Raw genomic sequence first — 23085 nt, 5'->3', positions numbered from 1 at the left:
AAGGATGATCTATTAGTGAGTGCACTTCCCTCTTCAGATATGCCTGGTCATGCAAGGCTACACCGACGAGTCTGGGAAAGCTTGGATCGGTGCCAAGAGAGCCAAAGTGTCGATTTTAAAGAATCCGCGCCGTGGGACAATCTCAAGTGGCATATCACACGCACTTCAATGGCAATGGCGAACCTACGAGATGGTGGAATTATTGTTGTGGGTGTTTCAGAGAGGGGGGAAGCATGGGAATTAACTGGCATAAATGATGACCATATAGGCACCTATGATTTTGATGATATATCGGATTTTGTGACTAAATACGCCTCCATTCCATTGGATCTAGATGTCGTTGTCGTTAAGTATAGAGATGAAAAATCATACCTTGCGATTCAGGTATCAGAGTTTTCTCATCTTCCATGTATTTGTAAGCGAAATTCGTCAAACGAATCAAAAGCTTTTTCCAAGAGCGATGTTCTGATTCGGCCTCCCGGAAAGCCACAAACAAAGAAAGTTGAAGATTCGAATGAAATTAGAGATTTGATAGAGCTTGCAGCAGAAAAAAGAGCGAGAAGCATCATCGAAGCGGCGAGTCGAATTGGTCTGTCTGGTGTAAATAGTGAAACGCCTGATGAAGCATTTGATCAGGAGTTGCAAGGACTATGAATGGTTCAATCAATCTTCCTGTGCCTTTTGAGGGTATCCCATATTGGAGAGTCAATTTTCGACCAACCAGTTATGAACCCGAAAAGATTGCATCATTAAGTGAGTGTCAGGCAGTTATTGAGCGCCATCAAGTTAGAATGCGGGGTTGGTATTATCCTCACATAAGCCACCAACCTGGCCAGTCAGGTGCGGGTTCTAACTGGGTAGGCAACTGGTCAGGTGGCGGTGGTAGGCATACGGAGTATTGGCGCTTCTATCAAAGCGCCCAATTTATTCACCTTTTCAGTGTAAATGAAGTAGTGGACGAAGATTGGCATCAGAAACTGCTGAATGATACTAAAGGGCATTTAAACCACTATCGCGATTTGGAATTGGATTCGGTTCCAGGGTTTATGTCGACAGTCAATATACTCTATACCATGTCGGAAATTGTTGAGTTTGCCACGAGGTTGGCGGCAGCAGGTGTATATGAGGGTGAAGTTGTTCTTGATATATCGTTAGTAAACGTGAAAGGACTTGTTCTTACAACGGACTGGAACCGGGCTTGGCATGAATATTATTCACTCGCTGAATCAATAGTTAAGAGAAAAAAAGTAATTAATATAGAGGAGCTTATATCTTCTCCCGCATCTGTGACCCAAGAGTGGACCGAGTGGCTATATCACTGTTTTGGTTGGTTTAATCCATCTCCAGAAGTGATTAAAAAAGACATAGAGGAATACCGTGCAGGTAAGCATTGACGACATCACACCCAACAAGACCGTTAACTTGGATGCATTTTTCGTTCGCAGAACTCACTGTCAACAAATCGCAGGTTAAGGCTGACGATAACGTCCGTTTTTGGATGGCTCTTCCCTAAACAGGGTATGGGCAGTTGGCGACATAGAGCGGACGCCCATCTTGTGGCTGTTCAACAAGGTTGTCGGCTGATACGCTCAGGAATATTAAGGAATGAACTTCTATGGGCGGGATGCCTCACTCCAGAATCATCCCGGAATATTGAACATGGATAGAACGGTGTGTCAGAATCGTCAATTTATTCTACAGCTGTATATTGAACCGGATGTGCTGGCTGTATAAATAACAACAAATGGCTATGATCAGTTACGTAAATCTAAGTCTTCCTGAATCGGAAAGAGCATTCGATTTGGTTGGAATGCAGCTCGACCTAGAAGGTTGCAAAGAACTCTGCGAAGAATATTTAGTACCTTTTGATGGCTTCGAAGAAAACGGATCTGAAGTTAAGAAGATCAACAAGGAGTGTCATGCAACAACGATTTTGGTGAAGTATGGAAGGTGTTTTAAGGGAGGTGTTAGATCAAAGGTCCAAAAAGAATTATTGGCAACAATCACCGAACCCGACCTGAGCATTCACAATCTAGCCATAGATATTAGGGATAAGCATATAGCCCATTCTGTGAATGATTTAGAAGAGCATAGAGTAAGGGTGTATTTGCACACTCACGAAAGAGAAAGGAGTTTGGGTAGTGTAAACCTCGAGTCTTTTCGGCTGACTGCACCGGAAATTGAGTTCTTTAGAAAATTAGTCGGATTGATTGATACGCATCTGAATTGGGTAGGGAAACAAAAATATGAAGAACTACAACTCCTTCAGAAGATTGTGGAGGCAAGATACACGGTGGACGAACTGTATGAAATGAGTGTGGCCAAACACCCAAATATGGGCCTCGATAATGTGCGGAAATCGAGAAAAGCGCACTAATAATAAAAAGCAAGGCACAAGGTGTACTGCCGACATGGAGCGGACGCACATTCTTGTTCTGATCAATAAGGATGTCGGCTGATAAACTCAGAATGGTTAAGGATTTTTCTTCTATCGACGAGATGCCTCTTTCCAGAATCATCCCTAACCATAGGGCCTGGATAGAACATTACGCCGGATGTGCGGGCTGTATTAACAGCGTTGCGCAAAAATAGAGAACGAGAATGGCTACATTGACTCCCGAGTTGGACGGCAAGATGCGTCAGTACAAGCGCATTCTGCTGTCGTACGCAGACTTTAAACATGCGAAGCTTGCGTCCTCCTACATTCTCGACCAGCAGTTACATGAGAATTACCCTGAAGAGAGCTACGTTATTCTTGAGGCCATGAACTGCTCCATGATAATCGCTTATTGCCGGCCGTTTTCGGGAAACACATCACGTGCTGCCGGCGGTGTGCCTGATCTTCCTGGCCGCCTCTTGCGGGTTCTAAACTCTGAAGAACGAGCAATCCATAAGGTCGTTATGCAGGATCGCAACAAGGTGCTCGCTCATTCTGATGATGAAGCGATTCAGGTTGAACCAGTCATTTTGCAGGTCGCGGGACGAGACATGGTGCTTCCAGTAAAATCTTGGGGGCTCGCGCCTTTGACGAAGGAAGCCACCATTATCTTTCGCTCTGCTGCAAAGAAGCTGTTCGTCGCGACAATGGAGGAGCGCCAGCGTCTGGAACCAGAGCTGATACCTTATCTGCGGGTAGCCAATCCAGAGAACCCATTTGAACCTGCTGATAGATGGCCCAACAAGGCTAATTCAGGCGATGCAAAAAGCTACGAGGCTGATTAGCAGTGTTAGTGCAAAAGGTACTTAAGTGATCGAATCAAACCATAACCACAATGATTGGCTTCGATATGCGGATAACAGCTATATCGCAACAAGACTGTTGTGGTTTACTGGTTTTATGATTGAGACTCCGGTATATGCTCACCGGACAATTGAACTTTACTTGAAATCTTTTCTACTAGGGCATGGAATAAAAGTGGAGAAAGGGTCGCCTGCTTGGGGTCATCGAATTGGCAGTTTATGTAAAGAGGCAGCCAAACATGATGAATCATTTTCTAACCAAGAACTTGAAAGAAGAGTTACTTTTTTCGAGAGATATTTTGATTATGTCCGCTATCCAAGCATGTCGAGCCCAGAAGATGGAAGTTATAACTGGTATAGTTTCGATTCCAATATTTTACCTCTAGATGAAATTGTTGCTTTTATAAGGCCAAGAATTCCAACCGTTGATTGGTCAGAAACTGTAATTAGTCAGCTACTATCGGGTAATGAAACTGCCCAGCCTCACCAATTGCGTGCACTAAAAGACACTAACGATTTACTTGGAACAATAAACACTGAAAGTTCATTTATGAGCACCGTAGCCTTCAATGAGTATTTTCACTATGACGAACCAGGTTGCTGAAAATAGCGCTAACAAGAAAAGCAGCCGTCGCAAAAGACACGCGAGTATTTTGGGCGTAACGTCCGCTCTTGGATGGCAGGCGTCATCGGTAGGTTTCGACATATACCGGCCGTTCAGATTACCGGTCTATAGTTCAGAAACCGGCCAGTACTGGACAAAAGTATGAATTACACAAAAGAAGATGTTGAGAAGTTGGCTGTCGCTACATTTCAAGATGCGGCTAAAGCAGAGAAGTGGCTGCATACACCAATTAATGCCTTGAATGGCTGCACCCCTTACTCGATACTTAGAGACGAGGAAGGTATGGATGAAGTGATTTCGATCCTGGATAGGATAGCGTCTGGTGAGTTCACCTAACGGCACGAAGCAGACCAAACGGCTTTCTGGATAATCTGGGTGTTTGGCAGTCTGAAATGTCCCAAAATGCTGAACCCCTGTCATAAAGAAGTAATATCCACACGCAGTTACCAGCAAGAAATGGTCATTATTGAAAAATGATTATTGAATTAAATGACAACATCAAAATCTGGCAAGAATTCAATCCAATTGAATTGGCTATGGATAATGGCCCATTCAACTCTTCTAATGAAAGTCGTAACCTAGCAAAGCTAGGATTTCAGAAAGAACGCATTGCAATCAAAAATCACTGGTTTGATGTCATACCGCTGAGGGAATTGTTTCATCTACGAAATAAGGGCGATGGTTATTACCGGGTCGTGTATGTCCAGGTAAACATGGAAAATGGCGAATATTACATTGGAAAAGCCAATCGCCCCACATGGTCCGAATTAATACGCTATCAAGGATCGGGGCTGAAATTTAAAAATAAATTCAAAAATAATGCAGATAAGTATTCCCGCTTTTATATCGCAGTTTTTGACACGGCAGAAGAAACCGAACAGCTAGAATCGACCCTGGTAGACGAAGAACTTTTGGTTGATGAAAGTTGCTTGAATCTTGTCGCTGGCGGGGGTGGTACAACCAAACACCCCTCAATTACTGAAACCAGTGAAAGGAAACGTGAGCACATAAATAATAATCCTCAACAGTATCAGTCCATGATTGAGGCAGCTAAAAAGGCATTTCAATCCGGCGATACACCCGCGCTTCGTGCACGTAGTCAGCGAATAAAAGAAGTCATGAGCGATGAAAAATATCGGGTCATGTCGAGTGAAAGAATAAAGAATTGGATGGCAGAAAATCCCGAAGAATACGAACAAGCGAGAAAAAATAATCGTGATGCGATTAGTTCACCAGAAATCCAAGCCAAACGAAAAGCCAGCTTTGATGTATGGGTTAAAAATAATCCAGAGGCATATCAAGCCTGGCAAGAAAAACTAATTGCCTCACGGACAACACCGGAAACCAAAGAAAAACGCAAAGCCTCACTAAAACAATACCGCGAGAAAAACCCTGAAAAAGCAAAAGCTAATGCACTTAAAGCAGGTAATGCAGCGGCTAAGAAAAGCAGTAAACCGGTTTACATGATTGATTTAAAAACAGGGGAAGTTTTAAAAACTTTTCCAAGCCAACATGAAGCGGCGAGGTGGCTAGTCGCGGAAGGCAAAGCCAAGAATACAAACTGTGTTTCATCGATCAGTTCGGTTTGTTTACGCAAGCCTTGCACGACCGGATACGGTTATCGCAAAAAGGCATACGGATATGATTGGTGTTTTGAGTCGGATGTTCAAAACAAGGATTAACATCTTTAGGTCGGCTTTGGTCGCATATGAGACTGCGGGTCAATAATATCGTAGGTCAGCTTTTGGATGGTTTCATCCAGCGATGTTGGTTAAACAAACGTTTCCTATGTGCAATAGCGGACATTGGGGGATCTGGGCTAAAATGCTGCTATTGGCTGAACAGACCACCGCGCATCATCCAATCCGGTCTGTCATCAGAAAATCTGATCATTTATATTCATACAAATGAATCCGTAAAAGGGGAATCAGTAATGAAGAAGGAGGCTGTAAAGCAATGGAATCTATGTTGGAATGAATGGTAATACAATATGGTGCCCGATATCGAAAAACCTGTCTGGTTTAGGTTACTAAATGTCTGGCGACAGAGGAGACGCAGAGGATTAACCTTGCCATTCCTTGTTGGCGCGGTGCTCAGAGAGCAGGGTAAATCAGTAGGAAGTAGATCAGACATTTTACAGTTATTGGATGAGATCGATAGTCAGGAAGATGACCAAAAAATTATCATGTTTGGATGGTGCGCTGATCTCAAGATGCCGATATTGCACATGGAGTTTGCTGAACATGCTTTTTATTCAGAACTGTTTGAGCCTACAGACGAGTTTTTCGTGGTAGAAAAATCTCTTGGTAGATACCTGAATATTCCGGATCATGATAAATCAAAATTGCTTGAGGCTATGTTTGATTATGCTGAGCAGCTTGTCGAGGAAGGACGATTTTCAATCAAGCGTGCAGAGGGAAAATATAAATTTGTGCGCTTTGATGAAGATGATATGAAACTTATTGATAGTTGCTAGTTGGAAATCACAAATCCTATTAAAGCAGGAAAACGGTGTCATATATCATACTGACGCCTACTAAAGTAAAAGGAGCGATTGATCTTTATAAAATGTCCGATATTGGCTACAGCCGACTAAAGCATAAATGCTCCGATAGGCCGCTTTTGGATGAATCTCGCCTGTACGGTGGACAGGCAATTGCCGACATGAAGCTGCCATTTATCTTTTGGTTGTTCAACGAGGTTGGTAAACTTTGATCACTTCAGGAATATATTTCTATGGACGGAAACTGGAGATAAAAGGGCCCAGATAATCTCTTTTAAGTGCTGTTGCTTGTCGGCTAACTGTCGGGTTCCTGTCGTGTTGCCCTTGCCTTTGGCTCCCCATACTTCGCTACATCGATTGAAAACGATGGAGCTACGAAATGAACGCTACAGAAGATACTAAACAAACCCGCCTGCTGACACCCGCCGAACTGGCCGTTTACATCAGGATGTTCCGCGAGATGCGGCAATGGTCGCAGGAGCAATTGGCTGAAATCTCTGGTCTCAATGTGAGAACAATCCAGCGGGTCGAACGAGGCTTGTCCGCCAGCCTCGATACCCGCCGTGCCCTTGCCAGTGCGTTTGAGTTTGAGGACATCGACATACTCAACAAGTCGTTCACCATTCCATCCGAAGACGAACTAAAATTGTCGAAAGAAAAGTTCGATCGAGAACATGTCACCTTGACAGCGATTCCGCTGACTACAGGCAAACAGTTGGCCAAACTCGCCGAAATCTGCCCGATGGACCTGTCGGAACCCGGCTTCGAGTTGCCCCGCGAAGCGGATGAGGCCTTCGCAACACTGGTGGACTATTTCAGGGAGTACCGGGATTGCGCGGATGACTATACCGAAACACAGAAATTTGAGGTGTATGACGAGATGCAGTCCCACATCGACTCGTTAAAAACACTTGGCGTTTCTCTTCGCTACGCCGAACGCAAGATGCAGGTGAAATGGGGTTCTGACCCGGACAGCAAACCGATGCACGTCAATGTGCTGTACATGATCGCCTTTCCACTCGGCAAGGAACCCGAGCAATTCGCCACGCCGAAGTCGGGAGGCATCCGTTTATAGCTAGGACCGACTCCGAAAGAAAGGAGACTCATCTATTTTCTACTGACAAGCCGAGGGCTGGGGTGAACTATACAGTGGACGGGCAATTGCCGACATATTGCGGACGCTCGTCTTGTGGCTGTTCAACCAGGATGTAGACTGATAAACTCAGGAACATTAAGGAATAAGCTTCTATGGGCGGGATGCCTTACTCCATAACTATCCCTAAACATAGAACCCACATAGAGCTACTAGTATAGAAATATTGGCGGCATATTACGATATTCGTGCCTAGCACCATAATAGCTGAGCCTCAGGGGTAATAAGGAATTATTATGCGCCAGAACCAGCTTTCCAGCCTTCGAGTGCGACTGTTGTTTCTGCTCATGCTGATCATCGTGCCGGTGTTTGGGCTGTTGCTGCATAACGCTCTCGAGGCGCGCAAGCAAGAGACTCTGCATATGCAGAGTGTCGCGCTGAGGCTGGCCCGTCTGATTCTGCTGGAACAACGGGAGCTCATCGCCGGGGCACGGCAGTTATTGCCTGGTTTGGCGCAGTTGCCGAGTGTGCGTGCACCGGATGCAGGGCCCGTCTGTAACCGCGAATTTGCCAACCTTCTTGTGCGATACCCCTATTATGCCAACTTCGGCGTCAGTGGCCTTGATGGCCTGATGCGTTGCAGCGGTTTACCCATGCCGACTCCAGTTCGAATCGAGGATCGGGACTATTTTCGCCGCGCCATGGAGACAGGTGACTTTGCCATTGGTGGCTACCAGGTTGGACGTATCACCGGTAAGAGCGCTATCAATTTCGGTTACCCGCTACGTGATGATCATGGCCGGGTCAATGGGGCGGTCTTCGCCGCGCTCGATCTTGCCTGGTTGAGTCGCAGGTTGACCGATATTCCGCTCCCGCAAGGCACGACCATCACCATTCTGGATGGAAATGGTACGGTGTTGGCGCATCAACCCGATCCGGACAAATGGTTCGGCAAGTCGGTCCAGAATACGCCGTTCGTCCGGATGATCCTCGAACGTGGCGTGGAAGGCACCGATGAATCGATCGATGCGGAGGGTATTCACCGGCTTTATGCCTTTACGCCCCTACACCAGGCCGGTTCAGACAGCGTCTATGTCAGTGTCGGTATTCCACGTGACGTCGCCTATGCTGATCTTGATGCACGCTTTAAACGTGATTTGCTTTTGCTGTTTCTGATTGTGGCTGTGGTGACCACAGTGGCATGGAAGGGCAGTAGCACGTTTGTTCTGCATCCGCTCAGGATTCTCGCGCTTACCAGCGAACGCCTCGGCAATGGCGATCTCAGCGCCAGAACTGCATTGCAGAGGACGCAGGATGAGTTCGGACAACTGGCACAATCCTTTGATCAGATGGCCGTTTCGCTGCAACGGCAGCGAGATGAAGCCGAAATTCATGACAAGGAACTGCAACGTACCAACCTTGCGTTGCGTACCCTGAGCGCCGGTAACCGCACGCTGGTGAGGGCTGCTGATGAGTCATCCTTACTGCAAAAGATGTGCAGTGTAGCGGTGGAACTCGGCGGCTATCGCATGGCCTGGGTCGGTTTCGCGGAACATGACGCGGAAAAGACGGTGCGGCCGGTGGCGCAGGCCGGTACTGATAAGGCTTTCCTCGACACACTCCACATCACCTGGGATGAAACAGAACGGGGTAATGGCCCCACCAGCACAGCGATCCGAACCGGCAGGCACTGTGTGGCGCATGGGCTTCAGAGTGATCCACGATACCAGGCATGGCATGCGGCGGCCCGTGAGCAGGGAATCGAGACGGCCTTGTCGCTGCCCTTGTATGTGGATCAGGAAGTGATGGGCGCTATTACCATTTATGCGGAAGAGGACGATGCATTTGATGTGGCTGAGATCGAACTCCTGTCGGAAATGGCGGAGGATCTGGCCTATGGCATCGCCACCCTGCGCACTCGCATCAAGCACGATGCGGCGCAGGCGACAATCCAGCGTATGGCGTACTACGATGCGTTGACCGGCCTACCCAATCACGCTTCTTTAGAAGAGCATCTGGATGACGCCATCACTGGCGTGCACTCGCGGAATCACAGTCTCGCCCTGTTGTTGTTTGATCTGGAGCGATTGCGTGACATCAATGATACTCTGGGTTTCGAGGCCGGCAATAAAGTGATGCAGGTGTCGGCGCAACGTATAGCGCAAGAGACGGAAAAGGGCGAATTCGTTGCCCGTATGCGTGGCGATGAATTTGCACTGCTGTTACCGGAATCGGATGCCGATCACGCCGAGCAGACAGTACTCCGTATCCTGGCGCTTTTGAATCAGCCCTTCAGCGTAAATGATTTCTCGCTGGTTGTCAGGGCGAATGTAGGCATCGTCCTGTTTCCTGAGCACGGAACCGACGGGGAACAGATCATACGTCGCGCGAATTTGGCGATGCAGCTGGCCAAGCTGTCCGGAAACGGTTACGCCTTTTACTCGCCCGAGCAGGATGTTGACAAGAAACGTCATCTGGCACTGGCCTCCGACCTGAACCGGGCATTGCAAGATAATGCGCTGGAGTTGTATTACCAGCCAAAGATCTCCATGCGGTCCGGTCACGTCAATGGCTTCGAAGCCCTGGCGCGTTGGTCACACCCAACCCATGGCATGATTCCTCCTGATGAGTTCATTGCGCTGGCGGAGCGTACCGGGATGATCCGGGCTCTCACGGACTGGGTATTGGCATCCGCGATACGCCAGTCGACCGCACTCCGGCAGGCCGGTATCCATCTACCGATTGCGGTCAATCTCTCCGCCATCAACCTCCAGGATCCACGCCTGCTGGATAAGATCCAGGAGATGTGCGCGGCTTGCAATATGGAGAAAGGGATGCTTGAACTGGAGATCACCGAAAGCGCGGTCATGGCAGATCCTGTGGGTGCACTGGAGATCTTGTCACGCTTAAGCGATCTTGGGATGCCGCTCTACATTGACGACTTCGGTACCGGTTACTCGTCGCTGAGTTATCTTAAGAAGCTACCGGTAGCAACCATCAAAATAGACAGGTCGTTTGTCGCCGACATGCTGGATGACGCCGATTCGGCGAGTATTGTGCGCTCCACCATCACCCTGGCACACGATATGGCGCTCACCGTGGTGGCAGAGGGCGTGGAGGACGAAGCCGTGTGGGCGCAGCTCAAGGCGCTCGGCTGTGATGCAGGCCAGGGCTACTATATGGGTCGTCCAATGCCCGCCAACCAGGTCGAGACATGGTTGAATGAATCGCCCTGGGGTCTGGCTGGGGCATCGCTGGACAAGTAGCAAAACGAAGTAATGGCGATTCGAAGAAAAGGAGATGGTTTAATATTTTTATGGTCAAGCCAGGTAATGGATTGAGCGTCCGCTTCTGGATGTTTCTTGCCGCAGTGGGATCAATGGGAGATAGAAAGGTGGATATTGATAATTTTGTGTGCTGATGTCTGTTGATCTCTGTGAATCACATAGTTGATCAGTCCCATCAGGTGCAAGTTAGGTGTAGCAGTAAAGGGACCACGCCAAGGCTCTCGGTGCGGCCTCTGGGTCTTCTCCTGGGGACGACTCATGCATGGGTCAGGTACTATTCTCACAAAGCAGCCCCTGGTATCCCTGCTGGCTGACCCTTCGGGTTACCAGTCAGCCAATCCCCTAAATCATCTAATAATGGCAATTAAAATTTAATTGGAAAGTGATAATATGCCGTTGATAACAATAAGTTACTGTCGTTTTGCATGAAAACGTCCCGGGGACGCATTTCTTCTAAAAAATAACTGGGTTATTAATTATGATATATGATAAGACGTAGATTCTCGGCTCCACCTCTAATCTCTCAATAAACCCATTGCCCCTTTCCTTGCCTGACGCTTTTGTATCCTTGATATAACACTCCACTATAAGGTAGGGCTCGCGCACGTGCCGAGCGTGATTTGTCCTGGTCTTGGCGCCCCGAAGGTGTGGCCGCTTGCGGCCATGGCGTCCAACTTGTTGGTCGCTTAGACCCTGTGTAGTGCGGAGCCTAAAGCTTGTCTGCCAGCTTTGCAGCGCTCAGGTGTGTGTACCGTTTCAGCATCTGCAAAGTTTTGTGGCCAGTGATGGCGGCGACTTCCATGCTGTCTAAGCCCTTTTCAAAAAACCTGCTTGCCGCCTCATGCCTAAGATCGTGGAAGCGGAGATTCTCGATACCCCCCTTCTTCAGAAGCTTCTTCCAGGATGCTCTCAGTCCATCACCGGTATAGGAGAATAAACTCCCTTTGGCGTCATCTGGTTCATGGTGGCGTAGCATCCGCAAAGCTTTGCGGGATAGCGGAACCCCGCGATCTGAGCCGTTCTTGGTGTCCTTCAGGTGAATGATGCGGCTATCCAAATCGACATCTTCCCAGGTCAGTCCCAGGATCTCACCTTGCCGCATGCCTGTCTCAATGGCCAGACGGATGATGATCAGCAGTTCCGGGTTTCTGTGAGACTTCCCCAGTCGGAACAACTGGGGTTGGACGGTTTCGTCGCGGGAGAGGCGGCGATCCCTGGCGCGTCCTGGTGGAGGTTTGCGAATGTCCATTACTGGGTTGGACACCGGCATCGCCCACTCCTTACGGGCCACCGTGTAAGCGTGACTGACTAGAGCGATCATAAGACGCACCGTGCCGCTGGAGCGGGTTTTGGCAAGGCGATCCCGTAGGGCGGCGATATCAGGCGCTGTAATTCGTTCTAGCGGCTGCTTGGCCAGTTCATCGGCATGCAGTGTACGCAGACGTGAACGCTCGGCCTTATTACTTTTCTTTTTTGAGGTGATTTCGGTTTCATATCGGTCCAGGAGCTTGCCTAGAGTCGGCAGCTGGACCTGCTCCGCTTGGTATTCGCCTGTCTCAATAGCTACCTCGATTCGTTGCGCCCAAGTCCTGGCTGCCGTCTTGGTGGTAAATGTCTTGCTGGTATAGACGCCATCCTTGCGGATCTGGGCGCGCCATTTTCCGGACTTGAGCTTAGTGAATGATGCCATTAGTTCTCCCTTTCAGAGTGCACACAAATTGCACGCGAGATGCTGAATGGTAGGAATTGGCGAGGGTGCGTAACCCCCTGATCAGTGTGCACTATGTGTGCACTCTATCGTATTTTTCTGTGCACGTCTGCGCTAAGTCGTTGTTTCTAGTGCACACAGAGAAATTTTGGCCGCAACAAAAAAGGGCTACGCAAATAGCGTAACCCTTTGTTTTTACTACTTAATATTGGTGGGCCCACCAGGACTCGAACCTGGGACCAATGGATTATGAGTCCACTGCTCTAACCAACTGAGCTATAGGCCCGTAAAACGGTTGTGGTTACAGATCTCCGTCGAGGAAGCTGCGCAGGTTCTCCGAGCGCGAGGGGTGACGCAGTTTGCGCAGTGCCTTGGCCTCGATCTGACGGATACGCTCGCGGGTGACGTCGAACTGTTTGCCGACCTCTTCCAGGGTGTGGTCGGTGTTCATGTCGATGCCGAAGCGCATGCGCAGCACCTTGGCTTCACGCGAGGTGAGTCCGCAGAGCATGTTCTGGGTCGCTTCGCGCAGGCCTTCACCGGTGGCGGAGTCGATCGGCGAGATGACGCCGGAGTCCTCGATGAAGTCGCCCAGGTGTGAATCTTCATCATCACCGATCGGGGTCTCCATGGAGATCGGTTCCTTGGCGATCTTCAATACCTTGCGGACCTTGTCCTCGGGCATATCCATGCGCTCGGCCAGCTCTTCAGGGGTGGCCTCGCGTCCCATCTCCTGTACCATCTGGCGCGAGATACGATTGAGCTTGTTGATAGTCTCGATCATGTGCACCGGGATACGGATGGTACGGGCCTGGTCCGCGATGGAGCGGGTGATGGCCTGACGAATCCACCAGGTGGCGTAGGTGGAGAACTTGTAGCCGCGCCGGTATTCGAACTTGTCCACCGCTTTCATCAGGCCGATATTGCCCTCCTGGATCAGGTCCAGGAACTGCAGGCCGCGGTTGGTGTATTTCTTGGCGATGGAGATCACCAGACGCAGGTTGGCTTCCACCATCTCTTTCTTTGCCCGGCGCGCCTTGGCCTCGCCGATGGACATCTGGCGATTGATCTCCTTGATTTCCGAGATCGTGAGCTTGCAGCGCTGTTCCAGTTCCAGCAGTTTTTTCTGGGCGCGCAGTACGTCTTCCTTGAACTCTTCCAGTGCGCCGGAGTAGCCCTGGCCTTTCTCGATCTGGCGATCGATCCAGGAGAGGTCCGTCTCATTATCCGGGAAAGAAGTGATGAACTCCTTGCGCGGCATGTGGGCCGTGTTGACACACAGGTCCATGATAGCGCGTTCCTGGCTGCGCACGAAGGCGATCGCCTCACGCAGGTTTTCCACCAGCGCGTTGAACACCTTCGGGCTATAGCGGAAGTCCATGAAGGCGGTGGTCAGGTCTTCGGCGGCGGCGATGGTCTTTTTGTGTTCGCGACCGTGTTTCTCCAGCAGCGAGCTCTGGACTTTGAACGCTTTTTTCAGGACTTCGCTCTTACGCGCGGCCTCTTCGGGATCGGGCCCACGGTTGGGGTCTTCCTCCTCCGCGTCATCGTCGTCCTCATCCTCGTCGTCTTCGTCGATGTCTTTGTTCGTGGCGGTGGCATCACTGCTTTTCGGGGCGGGGATCGGCGGGGCGATCACTTCCGCTTCCTCTTCGGGCTGGGCAAAGCCGACGATAACATCGGTCAGGCGCATCTCTTCCGCTTCGACCTTCGCCAGCAGCTCGATAATGCTGCTGATGGTGTCCGGATAGGTGGAGAGTGCGGTCAGGACCTGGTTTTGCCCCTCTTCGATGCGCTTGGCGATCTTCAACTCACCCTCGCGGGTGAGTAGTTCGACGGTACCCATTTCACGCATGTACATGCGTACCGGATCGGTAGTGCGGCCAAAATCACTGTCGACGCTGGCGAGTGCTGCAGCGGCCTCTTCAGCGGCATCATCGTCGGCGGAAACGGCGGAATCGCTCATCACCTGGTCATCGGCATCGGGGGCACTCTCATGTACCTGGATGCCCATGTCATTGATCATCCGGATGATGTCTTCAATCTGCTCGGGTTCTACGATGCCGTCGGGTAGGTGGTCGTTTACTTCGGCGTAGGTGAGAAAACCTTGTTCTTTACCTTTCGCGATCAGTTGCTTGAGCTGGGATTGCTGCTGTACCTTATCCATTTCCTGCCTTAAATTCTAAGGGGCGTGCGCGAATGTCAAGCGGCGAAGTATAACCTTAATTTCGCAGGTTTTCTATACGCGCACGATTAAAAAGTTCCGTTTTGATGTGCTCCGGCTCACGCTCTGCCGGTCACGTCAATCCGAACGTCTATGCGAGTCAGCGATTTTCTGTTTTTCAGAAAGTAGCTGGCCCAGGCGTTGCTTCTCCTGTTCGGAAGCATCTCCCGTGCTGACTCTCTCCAGCAATTGGGTGGTTTCCTGTTCGCGCTGCTGTTCCACGAGCCGTTGCAAGGCTCCGCGGAATTCCATTTCCATGCCGTCTTCGGGGGTGGGCAGCTCGGTTGCTGTACTCCAGATCTTTTCCAGGTGGTGGTACGCCGGCTCGTCGCGCCAGCGTTCGATGATCTGCGCTGTCCTAAGGTTAGGCTGATTTTGCACGATTTCAAGGAGTTGGCTCAATAAATCGATGCCAGGTGCGCGAAATCCGCGCCATTCTGAAGGAAGATCGGTGATTTGCCCCAATTCCGGTTTTATCAGCAGTAGGGTGATAGCGCGGCGGACCGAGGAGAGAATCTGCTGTGCGCCGGATTTTTTGCGCAGGGGTGGGCGGGTTCTGTGGCTTGTGTCGGTGGCGGGCTGGGAGCCGAGTTGCCCCGGTTCCAGGCCGACCCGCTGTGCCAGGCGCTGGTACATCATCTCGCGGAACAGCCCGGATGGCAGTTTGCCCAGCAACGGCTTTGCCTGTTCCGCCAGCCGTGCCCGCCCGCCCAGGGAAGTCATGTCGACTTCCGACTCCAGTTTGTCGAACAGAAAGCTGGAGAGCGGAGTTGAGCTGATAATGCGCTGTTCAAACCGGTCTCGTCCCTCCTTGCGGATCAGAGTGTCGGGGTCCTCGCCATCCGGTAGAAACAGGAAGCGCGCCTCCCGGCCGTCGCGCATGTGCGGCAGGCTGGTCTCCAGGGCCTTCCAGCCGGCATCGCGGCCGGCCCGGTCGCCATCAAAACAGAAGATGACTTCAGAGGTGGTGCGGAACAGCCGCTCCAGGTGTTCCGTGGTGGTGGCGGTGCCCAGTGTCGCCACCGCATAGCGGATGCCGAATTGGGCCAGGGCCACCACATCCATGTAGCCTTCAACCACCAGCAGGCGTTCGATCTTACGCAATGCCTTGCGCGCCTCGTAGAGACCGTACAGCTCCTTGCCCTTATGAAACACCGGGGTCTCAGGTGAGTTGAGGTATTTGGGTGTTCCGTCACCGAGGATTCTGCCGCCAAAGGCGATGGTCTGGCCGCGATGATTGCGGATCGGGAACATGATACGCTCGCGGAAGCGGTCGTAGCATTTGTCCGCCTCGGGCTCCGAGATCATGCCGGTCGTGCGTAGCAATTCCAGCCCCTTGGGGTCTTGTCCCATTTGCCGGATCAGGTTGTCCCAGCCCGTAGGGGCATAGCCGATGCCGAAATCGGCACTGATCTCGCCGGTTAGTCCCCGCTGCTTGAGGTAGCTGACCGCCTTGCCGGCGTCCGGGTGTTTGCGCAGCTGCCATTGATAGAAGCGTGCGGCCTGGTCCAGGGTTGCGTAGAGTGGCCGGTAGTCGGGACCGCTTTCGCCCCCGCCCTCCCGTGGCACCTCAAGCCCGGCCTTGCCGGCCAGCTCCTCAATCGAATCGACAAAGCCCAGATTGTCATACTCCATGAGAAAGCCGATTGCGGTGCCGTGGGCGCCGCAGCCGAAGCAGTGATAGAACTGTTTTTCGCGGCTGACGGTGAAAGAGGGGGTCTTTTCATTGTGAAAGGGGCAGCAGGCCTGATAATCCTTGCCTGCCTTTTTCAGGGGCACACGGCCGTTGATCAGGTCGACAATGTCGACCCGGTTCAGCAGTTCGTCAATGAAGTGTGCAGGGATTTTTCCGGCCATGGTGCAATAGTACCCTGAGTTATCTACTGCCAGAGACTAAAAAGCCCCGGCCATGTAATATGCCAGAGCTTTGTTTGGCGCTGAAGGGGTGTGTCGGATCAGCTGCTGAGTTGCTGCTTGATCAGGGCGCTAACGGCTCCCATGTCGGCACGTCCCTGCATCTTGGGCTTGAGTTGCCCCATCACCTTGCCCATGTCCCGGAGTGACTCCGCGCCGGTGGCCTGGATCGCATCACGGATCATGGCGGCGATCTCTTCCTCGCTCAGGGCTTCCGGAAGGTACTCCTGGAGAATAGTGATCTCGAAGGCTTCCTGCTCGGCCAATTCCGACCGACCCGCCTGTTCGTACTGATTGATGGAGTCGCGCCGTTGCTTCACCATCTTGTCAAGCACAACCAGAATCTGCGTGTCGTCCAGTTCGATCCGCTCATCCACTTCACGCTGTTTGATGGCGGCCATCAACAGGCGAATTACGCCAAGGCGGGGTTTGTCACCCCCCTTCATGGCGGCCTTCATATCATCCTGGATGCGCTGTTTAAGCATGGGATTGAACCGAGACCAGGGTCAGATCAGTACTGACGGTCCCACTTGCGGTTTTCGCGGGAGACTTTCTTCAGGTGACGCTTTACTGCAGCGGCGGCCTTGCGTTTACGCTCGGTCGTCGGCTTCTCATAGTGTTCGCGACGACGCACTTCGGCCAGAACGCCGGCTTTCTCGCAACCGCGCTTAAAGCGGCGCATTGCGACTTCAAACGGCTCGTTTTCTTTAACTCGTACGTTGGGCATTTCCCACCTCAAAAATCGTACCAACGGGATGCTGGAAACTTAAGAGCGCGAATTCTACGCACTGTCGTGGAGTTTTGCAAAAAAAATTATGGACTCTTCCACGGGTATGCCTGGATAGCAGGCACTCTACCGGAACGGCTCCCCGTTGGGATATGGTGGGCGGGGAGGGTGCGCCGCTGGCCCATCCATCTTACAATATAGCGTCTGCGTCGAGAGCGCCTTTTTTATATATTTTGGAGACAGTCAGGCACGGTGCTGTCTCCTGAACGGAAACGATCTGAGAAACAAATGCGGGTACTGGGAATAGAAACGTCCTGTGACGAGACAGGCTTGGCCATTTACGACAGTGAGCAGGGGCTGCTCGGCCATGTGCTGCACAGTCAGATAGATCTGCATGCGGTTTATGGCGGCGTGGTGCCGGAGCTGGCGTCGCGGGACCATGTGCGCAAGACCTTGCCGCTGCTCTCCAGTCTGCTGGCGGACACCGGCATGGGCAAGACGGATATCGACGGTGTCGCCTATACCGCTGGTCCCGGTCTGGTCGGCGCCCTGCTGGTGGGTGCGGCGATCGGCCGAACCCTGGCCTGGGCCTGGCAGGTGCCGGCGGTGGGTGTGCATCATATGGAAGGTCATCTGCTCGCGCCGATGCTGGAGTCGGAGAGTCCCGACTTTCCCTTTGTCGCCCTGCTGGTCTCCGGGGGGCACACCCAGTTGGTCGAGGTGAAAGGGATTGGCCAGTACCGGCTACTGGGTGAGTCGCTGGATGATGCGGCGGGCGAGGCCTTCGACAAGACGGCCAAGATGATGGGACTGCCCTATCCGGGTGGGCCGGAGCTGGCGGCGCTGGCGCTAAAGGGTGACCCGCGACGTTTCCGGTTTCCCCGCCCGATGACGGATCGACCCGGACTCGACTTCAGTTTCAGTGGTCTCAAGACCTTCGCCCTGAATACCCTGCAGCGTGAGATCGGTCCCCAGGACAGCGAGGAGAGCGTGCTGCAGACCAAGGCCGATATCGCCCGCGCCTTCGAAGAGGCGGTAGTGGATACACTGGTGATCAAGTGTCGCCGTGCGGTACGCGAATGTGGTGCCGGTACCCTGGTGCTGGCCGGCGGTGTCAGCGCCAACCGGCATCTGCGCGAAAAGATGCAGGCGTCGATGAAAAAGGAGGGGGCCCGGGTGTTCTATCCCCGAACCGAGTTCTGTACCGACAACGGCGCGATGATCGCCTATGCCGGCTGGCAGCGCCTGCGGGCAGGTGCGCATGAACCGCTGGGATTTGGCGCCCGCGCCCGCTGGCCGATGGATTCCCTGGCCGGGCTTTGAATCAGGCTTCTGGCCCCTGTTCGTCTTTTATCTTACCCTCCGAGCCGACCAGCAGATTGCGGATATTGCTGCGGTGGCGCCAGAACAGGATCAGGCTCATCAGTACCTGCATCCAGATCAGTTCCGGTGCCGGCCAGATATACCAGACCACCAGCGGTGCCAGTGCCATCGATACCAGCGCGGCCAGCGAGGAGATGTTCAGCCCCTTCGCCATCAGCAGCCAGAGCAGGGCTACCAGTCCGCCGATCTGCCAGTGGATGCCGAACTGGGTACCCAGCGCGGTGGCTACCCCCTTGCCGCCCTGAAAGCGGAAGAACAGAGGATAGAGGTGTCCCAGGAAGGCCGCCATGGCGACCGCCGCCAGCACCAGGGGCGCGACGCCCAGCAGCTTGGCGGCCAGGACCGGGAAAAAGCCCTTCAGGCTGTCGCCGAGCAGGGTGATGGCCGCCGCTTTTTTGCCGCCCAGGCGCAGAACATTGGTGGCGCCGGGGTTGTTGGAGCCCTGGGTGCGCGGGTCCGGCAGGCCCATCAGGCGGCAGACGATAATGGCGCTGGAGAGGGAACCCAGCAGGTAGGCGGTGATAATCAGTAAGGCGTTGGTCATGGCAAATCCTAAGCGGTGGGCCGGTGCCCAGCGGACCTGCGGAATTCTCCCGGGTGCGGGGGTTCAGGGTCAAGGGTATTTGTTATCCTTGGCGGCTGTTTTACCATGACCCGATACAACTTCAGGAATACGGAATACCCATGGATATAGTTTTTTTACGTGATCTCAGGATCGATACGGTGATCGGCATCTACGACTGGGAGCGGGAGATCAGGCAGACCGTGGTGCTTGATATCGACATGAGTACCGATGTGCAACGCGCGGCCGCCTCCGAGGATATTGCCGATGCGGTGGATTACAAGGCGGTCTCGAAACGGCTGATCAGCTTTGTCGAGGAGAGTCAGTTCCAGCTGGTAGAGACGCTGGCGGAGCGCTGTGCCGAGATCATTCGCCAGGAGTTCGATGTGCGCTGGGTGCGACTGACCGTGAACAAGATTGGCGCCGTCAGCGCCGCTACCGACGTGGGTGTGATTATCGAACGGGGCGAGCGGTTCTGATATGGAGAGAATCTGGCTCAGTCTCGGTAGCAATATCGATCGCGAGCGCAATATCCGTGCGGCGCTGCATGACCTGCAGGCCGAATTCGGCACCCTGCTGATCTCCCGGATCTACGAGAGCGAGGCGGTCGGTTTTGCCGGCGACGCCTTCTATAACCTGGTGGTGGGGGTCGATACGGATCGCCCGGTGGAGGAGTTGATCCGGCTGTTCCGCACCATCGAGTCGGCGCACGGTAGAACCCGGGAAGGGGGGGGATTTGCCGCGCGGACCCTGGATATCGATCTGCTGACCTATGGTGACCAGATCATCGATATGGCCGGTGTGCACCTGCCACGGGATGAGATCACCCGCTACGCCTTCGTCCTGTTGCCCCTGTCGGAGCTGGCGGGTGAGAGCCGACATCCTGAGTTGGATGAAACCTACGGTGAACTCTGGCGGCGGTTTGACCGCGCATCCCAACGCCTCTGGCCAGTGCCGTTTGAGACCGGCCTGGAGCTGTAGCCCGGGTTACTGCTGAACGCTGCGGCCGCCGTCAACCGTGATGATCTGTCCGGTGATATAGGGTGCATCCAGGGCCAGAAAGCGCACGGTGCGGGCAATATCCTGAGGAGTGCCGGACCTTTCCAGCGCGGTGCGGGAGATGATCTCGCGCTTGGTCTGTTCGCCCAGCTCCTGTTGCGGCCAGAGTATGGCCCCCGGAGCCACGCCGTTGACCCGGATCTCCGGGCCCAGTTCCCGGGCCAGGGATTTCACCATCATGGCGTTGCCCGCCTTGGCCATGCTGTAGACCGGGTGATGTTTCAGCGGTCTTTCGGCATGGATATCCACCAGATTGATTATGGCGCCGCGGCTCACCCTGAGCAGGGGCACGGCGGCTGTTGCGAGAAAAAACGGCGCCTTGAGGTTGATGCCCATCAGGTCATCCCACTGCTGAAAGCTCAATTGCTCCAGCGGTGTGGGGTAGAAGCTGGAGGCGTTGTTGACCAGCAGGTCGAGCCGGCCGCGCCACTGGTCGATTTGCTGAATAATGTCGGCAAGCTGCTCCGGTTCGTTGAGATCCGCCTGGATCAGCCGTACCGAGTCCGCCCGCTCCTGCTCCAGTGCCTCTTTAAGCGTTTCCGCAGGGGCTTGTGAGCGGTGATAATGCAGCGCGATATCCATGCCGCACTGATGCAGGCTATGGGCAATCGTCGCGCCGATCCGCTGGGCGGCGCCGGTAATCAGGACGACGGGTCGGTTCTCTTGAGTCACGCTGGGTACTCCCTCGATTTCTGCTCTATCCCCGGTCTTGCTAAACTAGCCATGAATAGTGTGATTGACTAGCTGTCACTTTATACCGAACCCACGAGTTTACGAAATTCATGATTGAACGGATCAACCCCCGGGCGGCCGAGGCTGTCGTGGCCCAGCTGCCGGAGCCGGATGCGGACGCCCGGTCACATAGTCTGAAATTGGTGTCGCTGATCCGGGATGAGATTGCCAGGGCCGGTGGCAGAATACCCTTTGACCGCTACATGGAGCTGGCCCTCTATGCGCCGGGGCTCGGCTATTACACGGCCGGCGCGCGCAAGTTTGGCGAGGCGGGAGACTTCGTAACGGCGCCGGAGATCTCGCCGCTGTTTGCTCGCTGCCTGGCACATCAGTGCCGGGAGGTGCTTGATGGTCTGGGCGGTGGCACGATCCTGGAGGTGGGGGCCGGTTCCGGTATCCTGGCCGCCGATCTGCTGCTGCAGCTGGAACGGCTCGACTGCCTGCCGGAGCGCTACCTGATCCTGGATCTGAGCCCGGAGCTGCGCCAGCGCCAGCGCCAGACGCTGGGTCAGCGCGCCCCCCATCTGGTTGACCGGGTGAGCTGGCTGGAGAACTTTCCGGAAACGGCCTTTTCCGGCGTGGTGATCGCTAACGAGCTGCTGGACGCCATGCCGGTGCACCGTTTCAGGCTCTCATCAGGCACCCTGCTGGAGCAGTTTGTCAGCTGGAATGGGGAGCGGTTCGAGCTGACCTGGGGCGAGCCGGCATCGCCCGGTTTTGCCCGGCACCTGGCTGCTCCCCTGGGCCAATTGGAAGCGGCTGACGATTTTGAATCGGAAATCAATCTGCGCGCCGATCCCTGGCTGGCCTCCCTGGCAGGGTGCCTGGAGCGGGGCGCGGTGCTGCTGATCGATTACGGACACAGCCGCGCCGAGTACTACCACCCCGCGCGTCGCCGGGGCACCCTGATGTGCCACTACCGGCATCGCGCCCATGCAGATCCGCTGGTCTACCCGGGGCTGCAGGATATTACCGCGCATGTGGATTTTACCGCGATTGCCGAGGCGGCCGTGGCGACCGGTTTCAATGTGGCCGGATACACCACCCAGGCCTTCTTCCTGATGGGCAGTGGACTGGACCGACTGGTGGCCGAATCCGATCCGAACGATGCAGCACTCCATCTGGACCTGGTGCAGGGGGTCAAGCGTCTGACCCTGCCTACCGAGATGGGTGAGCGTTTCAAGGTTTTGGGGCTGACCCGGGGCTGGGACCAGCCGTTGAGCGGTTTTGCCATGAGGGATATGCGTGAACGGCTGTAGGTGGATGCTGTTGATCCTGCCGCTGCTGCTGATTGGCTGTGGCGGCACACCTGATCGAAATTCACCGATCAAGACCCGGCAGTTCCAGATGGACGATATCGCCAAGAGTGATGTGGATATGGTGGCGGAGATCCAGATTCGTTTCTCCATGGAGCATCTGCGGGAGCTGATGGAGAAACTCTACCGGCGCAATCCCCGGGAGTGGCGCAAGGGGGGTGCCGCCAGCCTGGAACAGGCCGTCGACCGGGTATTCGGGATCGGGCGGACCGGGCACTTTCCTGAATTGCAGCAGAAGCGCGGCACGGATGCGGTGATGCTGACCTTTGATGAGGACTACCGGGGAGACCGGGTGCTGGCCTTTATCGAGGGATTGCGGGGCATGATCCTGGCGGCGCATAACGACAAGCAGACCTTCTATCTCACCGATGAACTGGACCCGCAAAAACTCTACAACGCGGCCCGCAATATCGAGATCGCCACCTGGAAACTGGGTCACACCCGGGACAGTGCCGGCCGGCTGTTTCTGGTCAGTAATCAGATGGTGGGCCCGGTGATCAATCTGAGCTATGAGCGCCTGTTCGGTAAGCTGATAGCGCTGCAGGACGGGATGGCCAGGATTGTTGCGCAGAGCAGCAATCGGCGCATCAAGACCATCATACAGTCGGTCGCTTCGGCGGTCTTCATGCCGATCTGAATCCACTTCTGATTTCCAACTAATAGTTGCAAGCGATACGAATTTGCGGCTAGATTGTCTCTGTGTGGAACATTT

Annotated in this window: 22 protein-coding genes and 1 tRNA gene; 15 read left to right on the top strand and 8 right to left on the bottom strand. The window is 53.5% G+C overall.

Annotated elements, in window-relative coordinates; translation table 11 throughout:
* The first annotated feature begins 15 nt into the window (after positions 1–15).
* From ACHZBF_RS14385 to ACHZBF_RS14340, 10 genes are all read left to right on the top strand, one after another.
* Positions 16–654, top strand: coding sequence for an AlbA family DNA-binding domain-containing protein (locus ACHZBF_RS14385; protein ID WP_321528829.1), 639 nt, complete (start codon positions 16–18; stop codon positions 652–654).
* Positions 651–1394: a hypothetical protein gene (locus ACHZBF_RS14380; RefSeq protein WP_321528828.1), complete on the top strand. Its 744-nt coding sequence runs from the start codon at positions 651–653 to the stop codon at positions 1392–1394. Before ACHZBF_RS14385 ends, ACHZBF_RS14380 begins: the two co-directional genes overlap by 4 nt.
* Before the next feature lie 356 nt (positions 1395–1750).
* Positions 1751–2377 carry a hypothetical protein gene (locus ACHZBF_RS14375; RefSeq protein ID WP_321528827.1) on the top strand — a complete coding sequence of 209 codons (627 nt, stop codon included), beginning with the start codon at positions 1751–1753 and terminating at the stop codon, positions 2375–2377.
* A gap of 224 nt (positions 2378–2601) precedes the next feature.
* On the top strand, positions 2602–3222 hold the full coding sequence (locus ACHZBF_RS14370) for a hypothetical protein (RefSeq protein WP_321528826.1): 621 nt from the start codon (positions 2602–2604) through the stop codon (positions 3220–3222).
* A gap of 25 nt (positions 3223–3247) precedes the next feature.
* Positions 3248–3844 carry a HEPN domain-containing protein gene (locus ACHZBF_RS14365; protein WP_321528825.1) on the top strand — a complete coding sequence of 199 codons (597 nt, stop codon included), beginning with the start codon at positions 3248–3250 and terminating at the stop codon, positions 3842–3844.
* A 162-nt stretch (positions 3845–4006) separates the two neighbouring features.
* Positions 4007–4201 carry an MbcA/ParS/Xre antitoxin family protein gene (locus ACHZBF_RS14360; protein ID WP_321528824.1) on the top strand — a complete coding sequence of 65 codons (195 nt, stop codon included), beginning with the start codon at positions 4007–4009 and terminating at the stop codon, positions 4199–4201.
* Positions 4202–4338: 137 nt separating this feature from the next.
* On the top strand, positions 4339–5547 hold the full coding sequence (locus ACHZBF_RS14355) for a GIY-YIG nuclease family protein (RefSeq protein ID WP_321528823.1): 1209 nt from the start codon (positions 4339–4341) through the stop codon (positions 5545–5547).
* Between the two features lie 308 nt (positions 5548–5855).
* Positions 5856–6341, top strand: coding sequence for a hypothetical protein (locus tag ACHZBF_RS14350; protein ID WP_321528822.1), 486 nt, complete (start codon positions 5856–5858; stop codon positions 6339–6341).
* 406 nt (positions 6342–6747) lie between these two features.
* Positions 6748–7443, top strand: coding sequence for a helix-turn-helix domain-containing protein (locus tag ACHZBF_RS14345; protein ID WP_321528821.1), 696 nt, complete (start codon positions 6748–6750; stop codon positions 7441–7443).
* Positions 7444–7757: 314 nt separating this feature from the next.
* Complete coding sequence (locus tag ACHZBF_RS14340) at positions 7758–10727, top strand: bifunctional diguanylate cyclase/phosphodiesterase (RefSeq protein ID WP_321528820.1); 2970 nt, start codon at positions 7758–7760, stop codon at positions 10725–10727.
* Between the two features lie 730 nt (positions 10728–11457).
* On the opposite strand, the gene ACHZBF_RS14335 is transcribed toward ACHZBF_RS14340, so the two are convergent.
* The 6 genes from ACHZBF_RS14335 to rpsU all read right to left on the bottom strand — a co-directional run bounded on the left by ACHZBF_RS14335 (position 11458) and on the right by rpsU (position 17321).
* Entirely contained in the window at positions 11458–12438 is a 981-nt protein-coding gene (locus ACHZBF_RS14335) for a site-specific integrase (protein ID WP_321528819.1), read from the bottom strand.
* Positions 12439–12665: 227 nt separating this feature from the next.
* Positions 12666–12742, bottom strand: a tRNA-Ile gene (locus ACHZBF_RS14330).
* Positions 12743–12757: 15 nt separating this feature from the next.
* Complete coding sequence (rpoD, locus tag ACHZBF_RS14325) at positions 12758–14623, bottom strand: RNA polymerase sigma factor RpoD (RefSeq protein WP_273438268.1); 1866 nt, start codon at positions 14621–14623, stop codon at positions 12758–12760.
* Between the two features lie 135 nt (positions 14624–14758).
* Positions 14759–16537, bottom strand: a complete 1779-nt coding sequence (gene dnaG, locus ACHZBF_RS14320) for a DNA primase (RefSeq protein WP_321528818.1) — start codon at positions 16535–16537, stop codon at positions 14759–14761.
* 98 nt (positions 16538–16635) lie between these two features.
* A complete protein-coding gene (locus tag ACHZBF_RS14315; RefSeq protein WP_029132015.1) occupies positions 16636–17079 on the bottom strand; it encodes a GatB/YqeY domain-containing protein in 444 nt (147 codons plus the stop codon).
* A gap of 26 nt (positions 17080–17105) precedes the next feature.
* Positions 17106–17321, bottom strand: coding sequence for a 30S ribosomal protein S21 (gene rpsU / locus ACHZBF_RS14310; protein ID WP_029132016.1), 216 nt, complete (start codon positions 17319–17321; stop codon positions 17106–17108).
* A 288-nt stretch (positions 17322–17609) separates the two neighbouring features.
* Between rpsU and tsaD the strand changes: the two genes are divergently transcribed.
* Positions 17610–18644 (top strand): tRNA (adenosine(37)-N6)-threonylcarbamoyltransferase complex transferase subunit TsaD, encoded by a 1035-nt coding sequence (gene tsaD / locus ACHZBF_RS14305; protein WP_321528817.1) that lies wholly within the window; start codon positions 17610–17612, stop codon positions 18642–18644.
* A gap of 1 nt (position 18645) precedes the next feature.
* On the opposite strand, the gene plsY is transcribed toward tsaD, so the two are convergent.
* On the bottom strand, positions 18646–19248 hold the full coding sequence (gene plsY, locus ACHZBF_RS14300; protein ID WP_029132018.1) for a glycerol-3-phosphate 1-O-acyltransferase PlsY: 603 nt from the start codon (positions 19246–19248) through the stop codon (positions 18646–18648).
* A 140-nt stretch (positions 19249–19388) separates the two neighbouring features.
* On the opposite strand from plsY, the gene folB reads away from it, so the two are divergent.
* Both folB and folK read left to right on the top strand, forming a co-directional pair.
* Complete coding sequence (folB, locus tag ACHZBF_RS14295) at positions 19389–19745, top strand: dihydroneopterin aldolase (protein WP_029132019.1); 357 nt, start codon at positions 19389–19391, stop codon at positions 19743–19745.
* Position 19746: 1 nt separating this feature from the next.
* Positions 19747–20247: a 2-amino-4-hydroxy-6-hydroxymethyldihydropteridine diphosphokinase gene (folK, locus tag ACHZBF_RS14290; RefSeq protein WP_321528816.1), complete on the top strand. Its 501-nt coding sequence runs from the start codon at positions 19747–19749 to the stop codon at positions 20245–20247.
* A 6-nt stretch (positions 20248–20253) separates the two neighbouring features.
* Here the strand turns inward: folK and ACHZBF_RS14285 are convergent, their stop codons facing one another.
* Positions 20254–20997, bottom strand: coding sequence for a pteridine reductase (locus ACHZBF_RS14285; RefSeq protein ID WP_321528815.1), 744 nt, complete (start codon positions 20995–20997; stop codon positions 20254–20256).
* A gap of 110 nt (positions 20998–21107) precedes the next feature.
* Between ACHZBF_RS14285 and ACHZBF_RS14280 the strand changes: the two genes are divergently transcribed.
* Both ACHZBF_RS14280 and ACHZBF_RS14275 read left to right on the top strand, forming a co-directional pair.
* A complete protein-coding gene (locus tag ACHZBF_RS14280) occupies positions 21108–22316 on the top strand; it encodes a class I SAM-dependent methyltransferase (RefSeq protein ID WP_321528814.1) in 1209 nt (402 codons plus the stop codon).
* Positions 22303–23010, top strand: coding sequence for a hypothetical protein (locus ACHZBF_RS14275; protein WP_157606686.1), 708 nt, complete (start codon positions 22303–22305; stop codon positions 23008–23010). Before ACHZBF_RS14280 ends, ACHZBF_RS14275 begins: the two co-directional genes overlap by 14 nt.
* Positions 23011–23085 lie beyond the last annotated feature (75 nt).

The organism is Sedimenticola selenatireducens (genome assembly GCF_963675335.2).
Classification (GTDB): domain Bacteria; phylum Pseudomonadota; class Gammaproteobacteria; order Chromatiales; family Chromatiaceae; genus Sedimenticola; species Sedimenticola selenatireducens.
The sequence above is the reverse complement of the archived record's forward strand: the minus strand, read 5'-3'. Positions and strand labels throughout refer to the sequence as shown.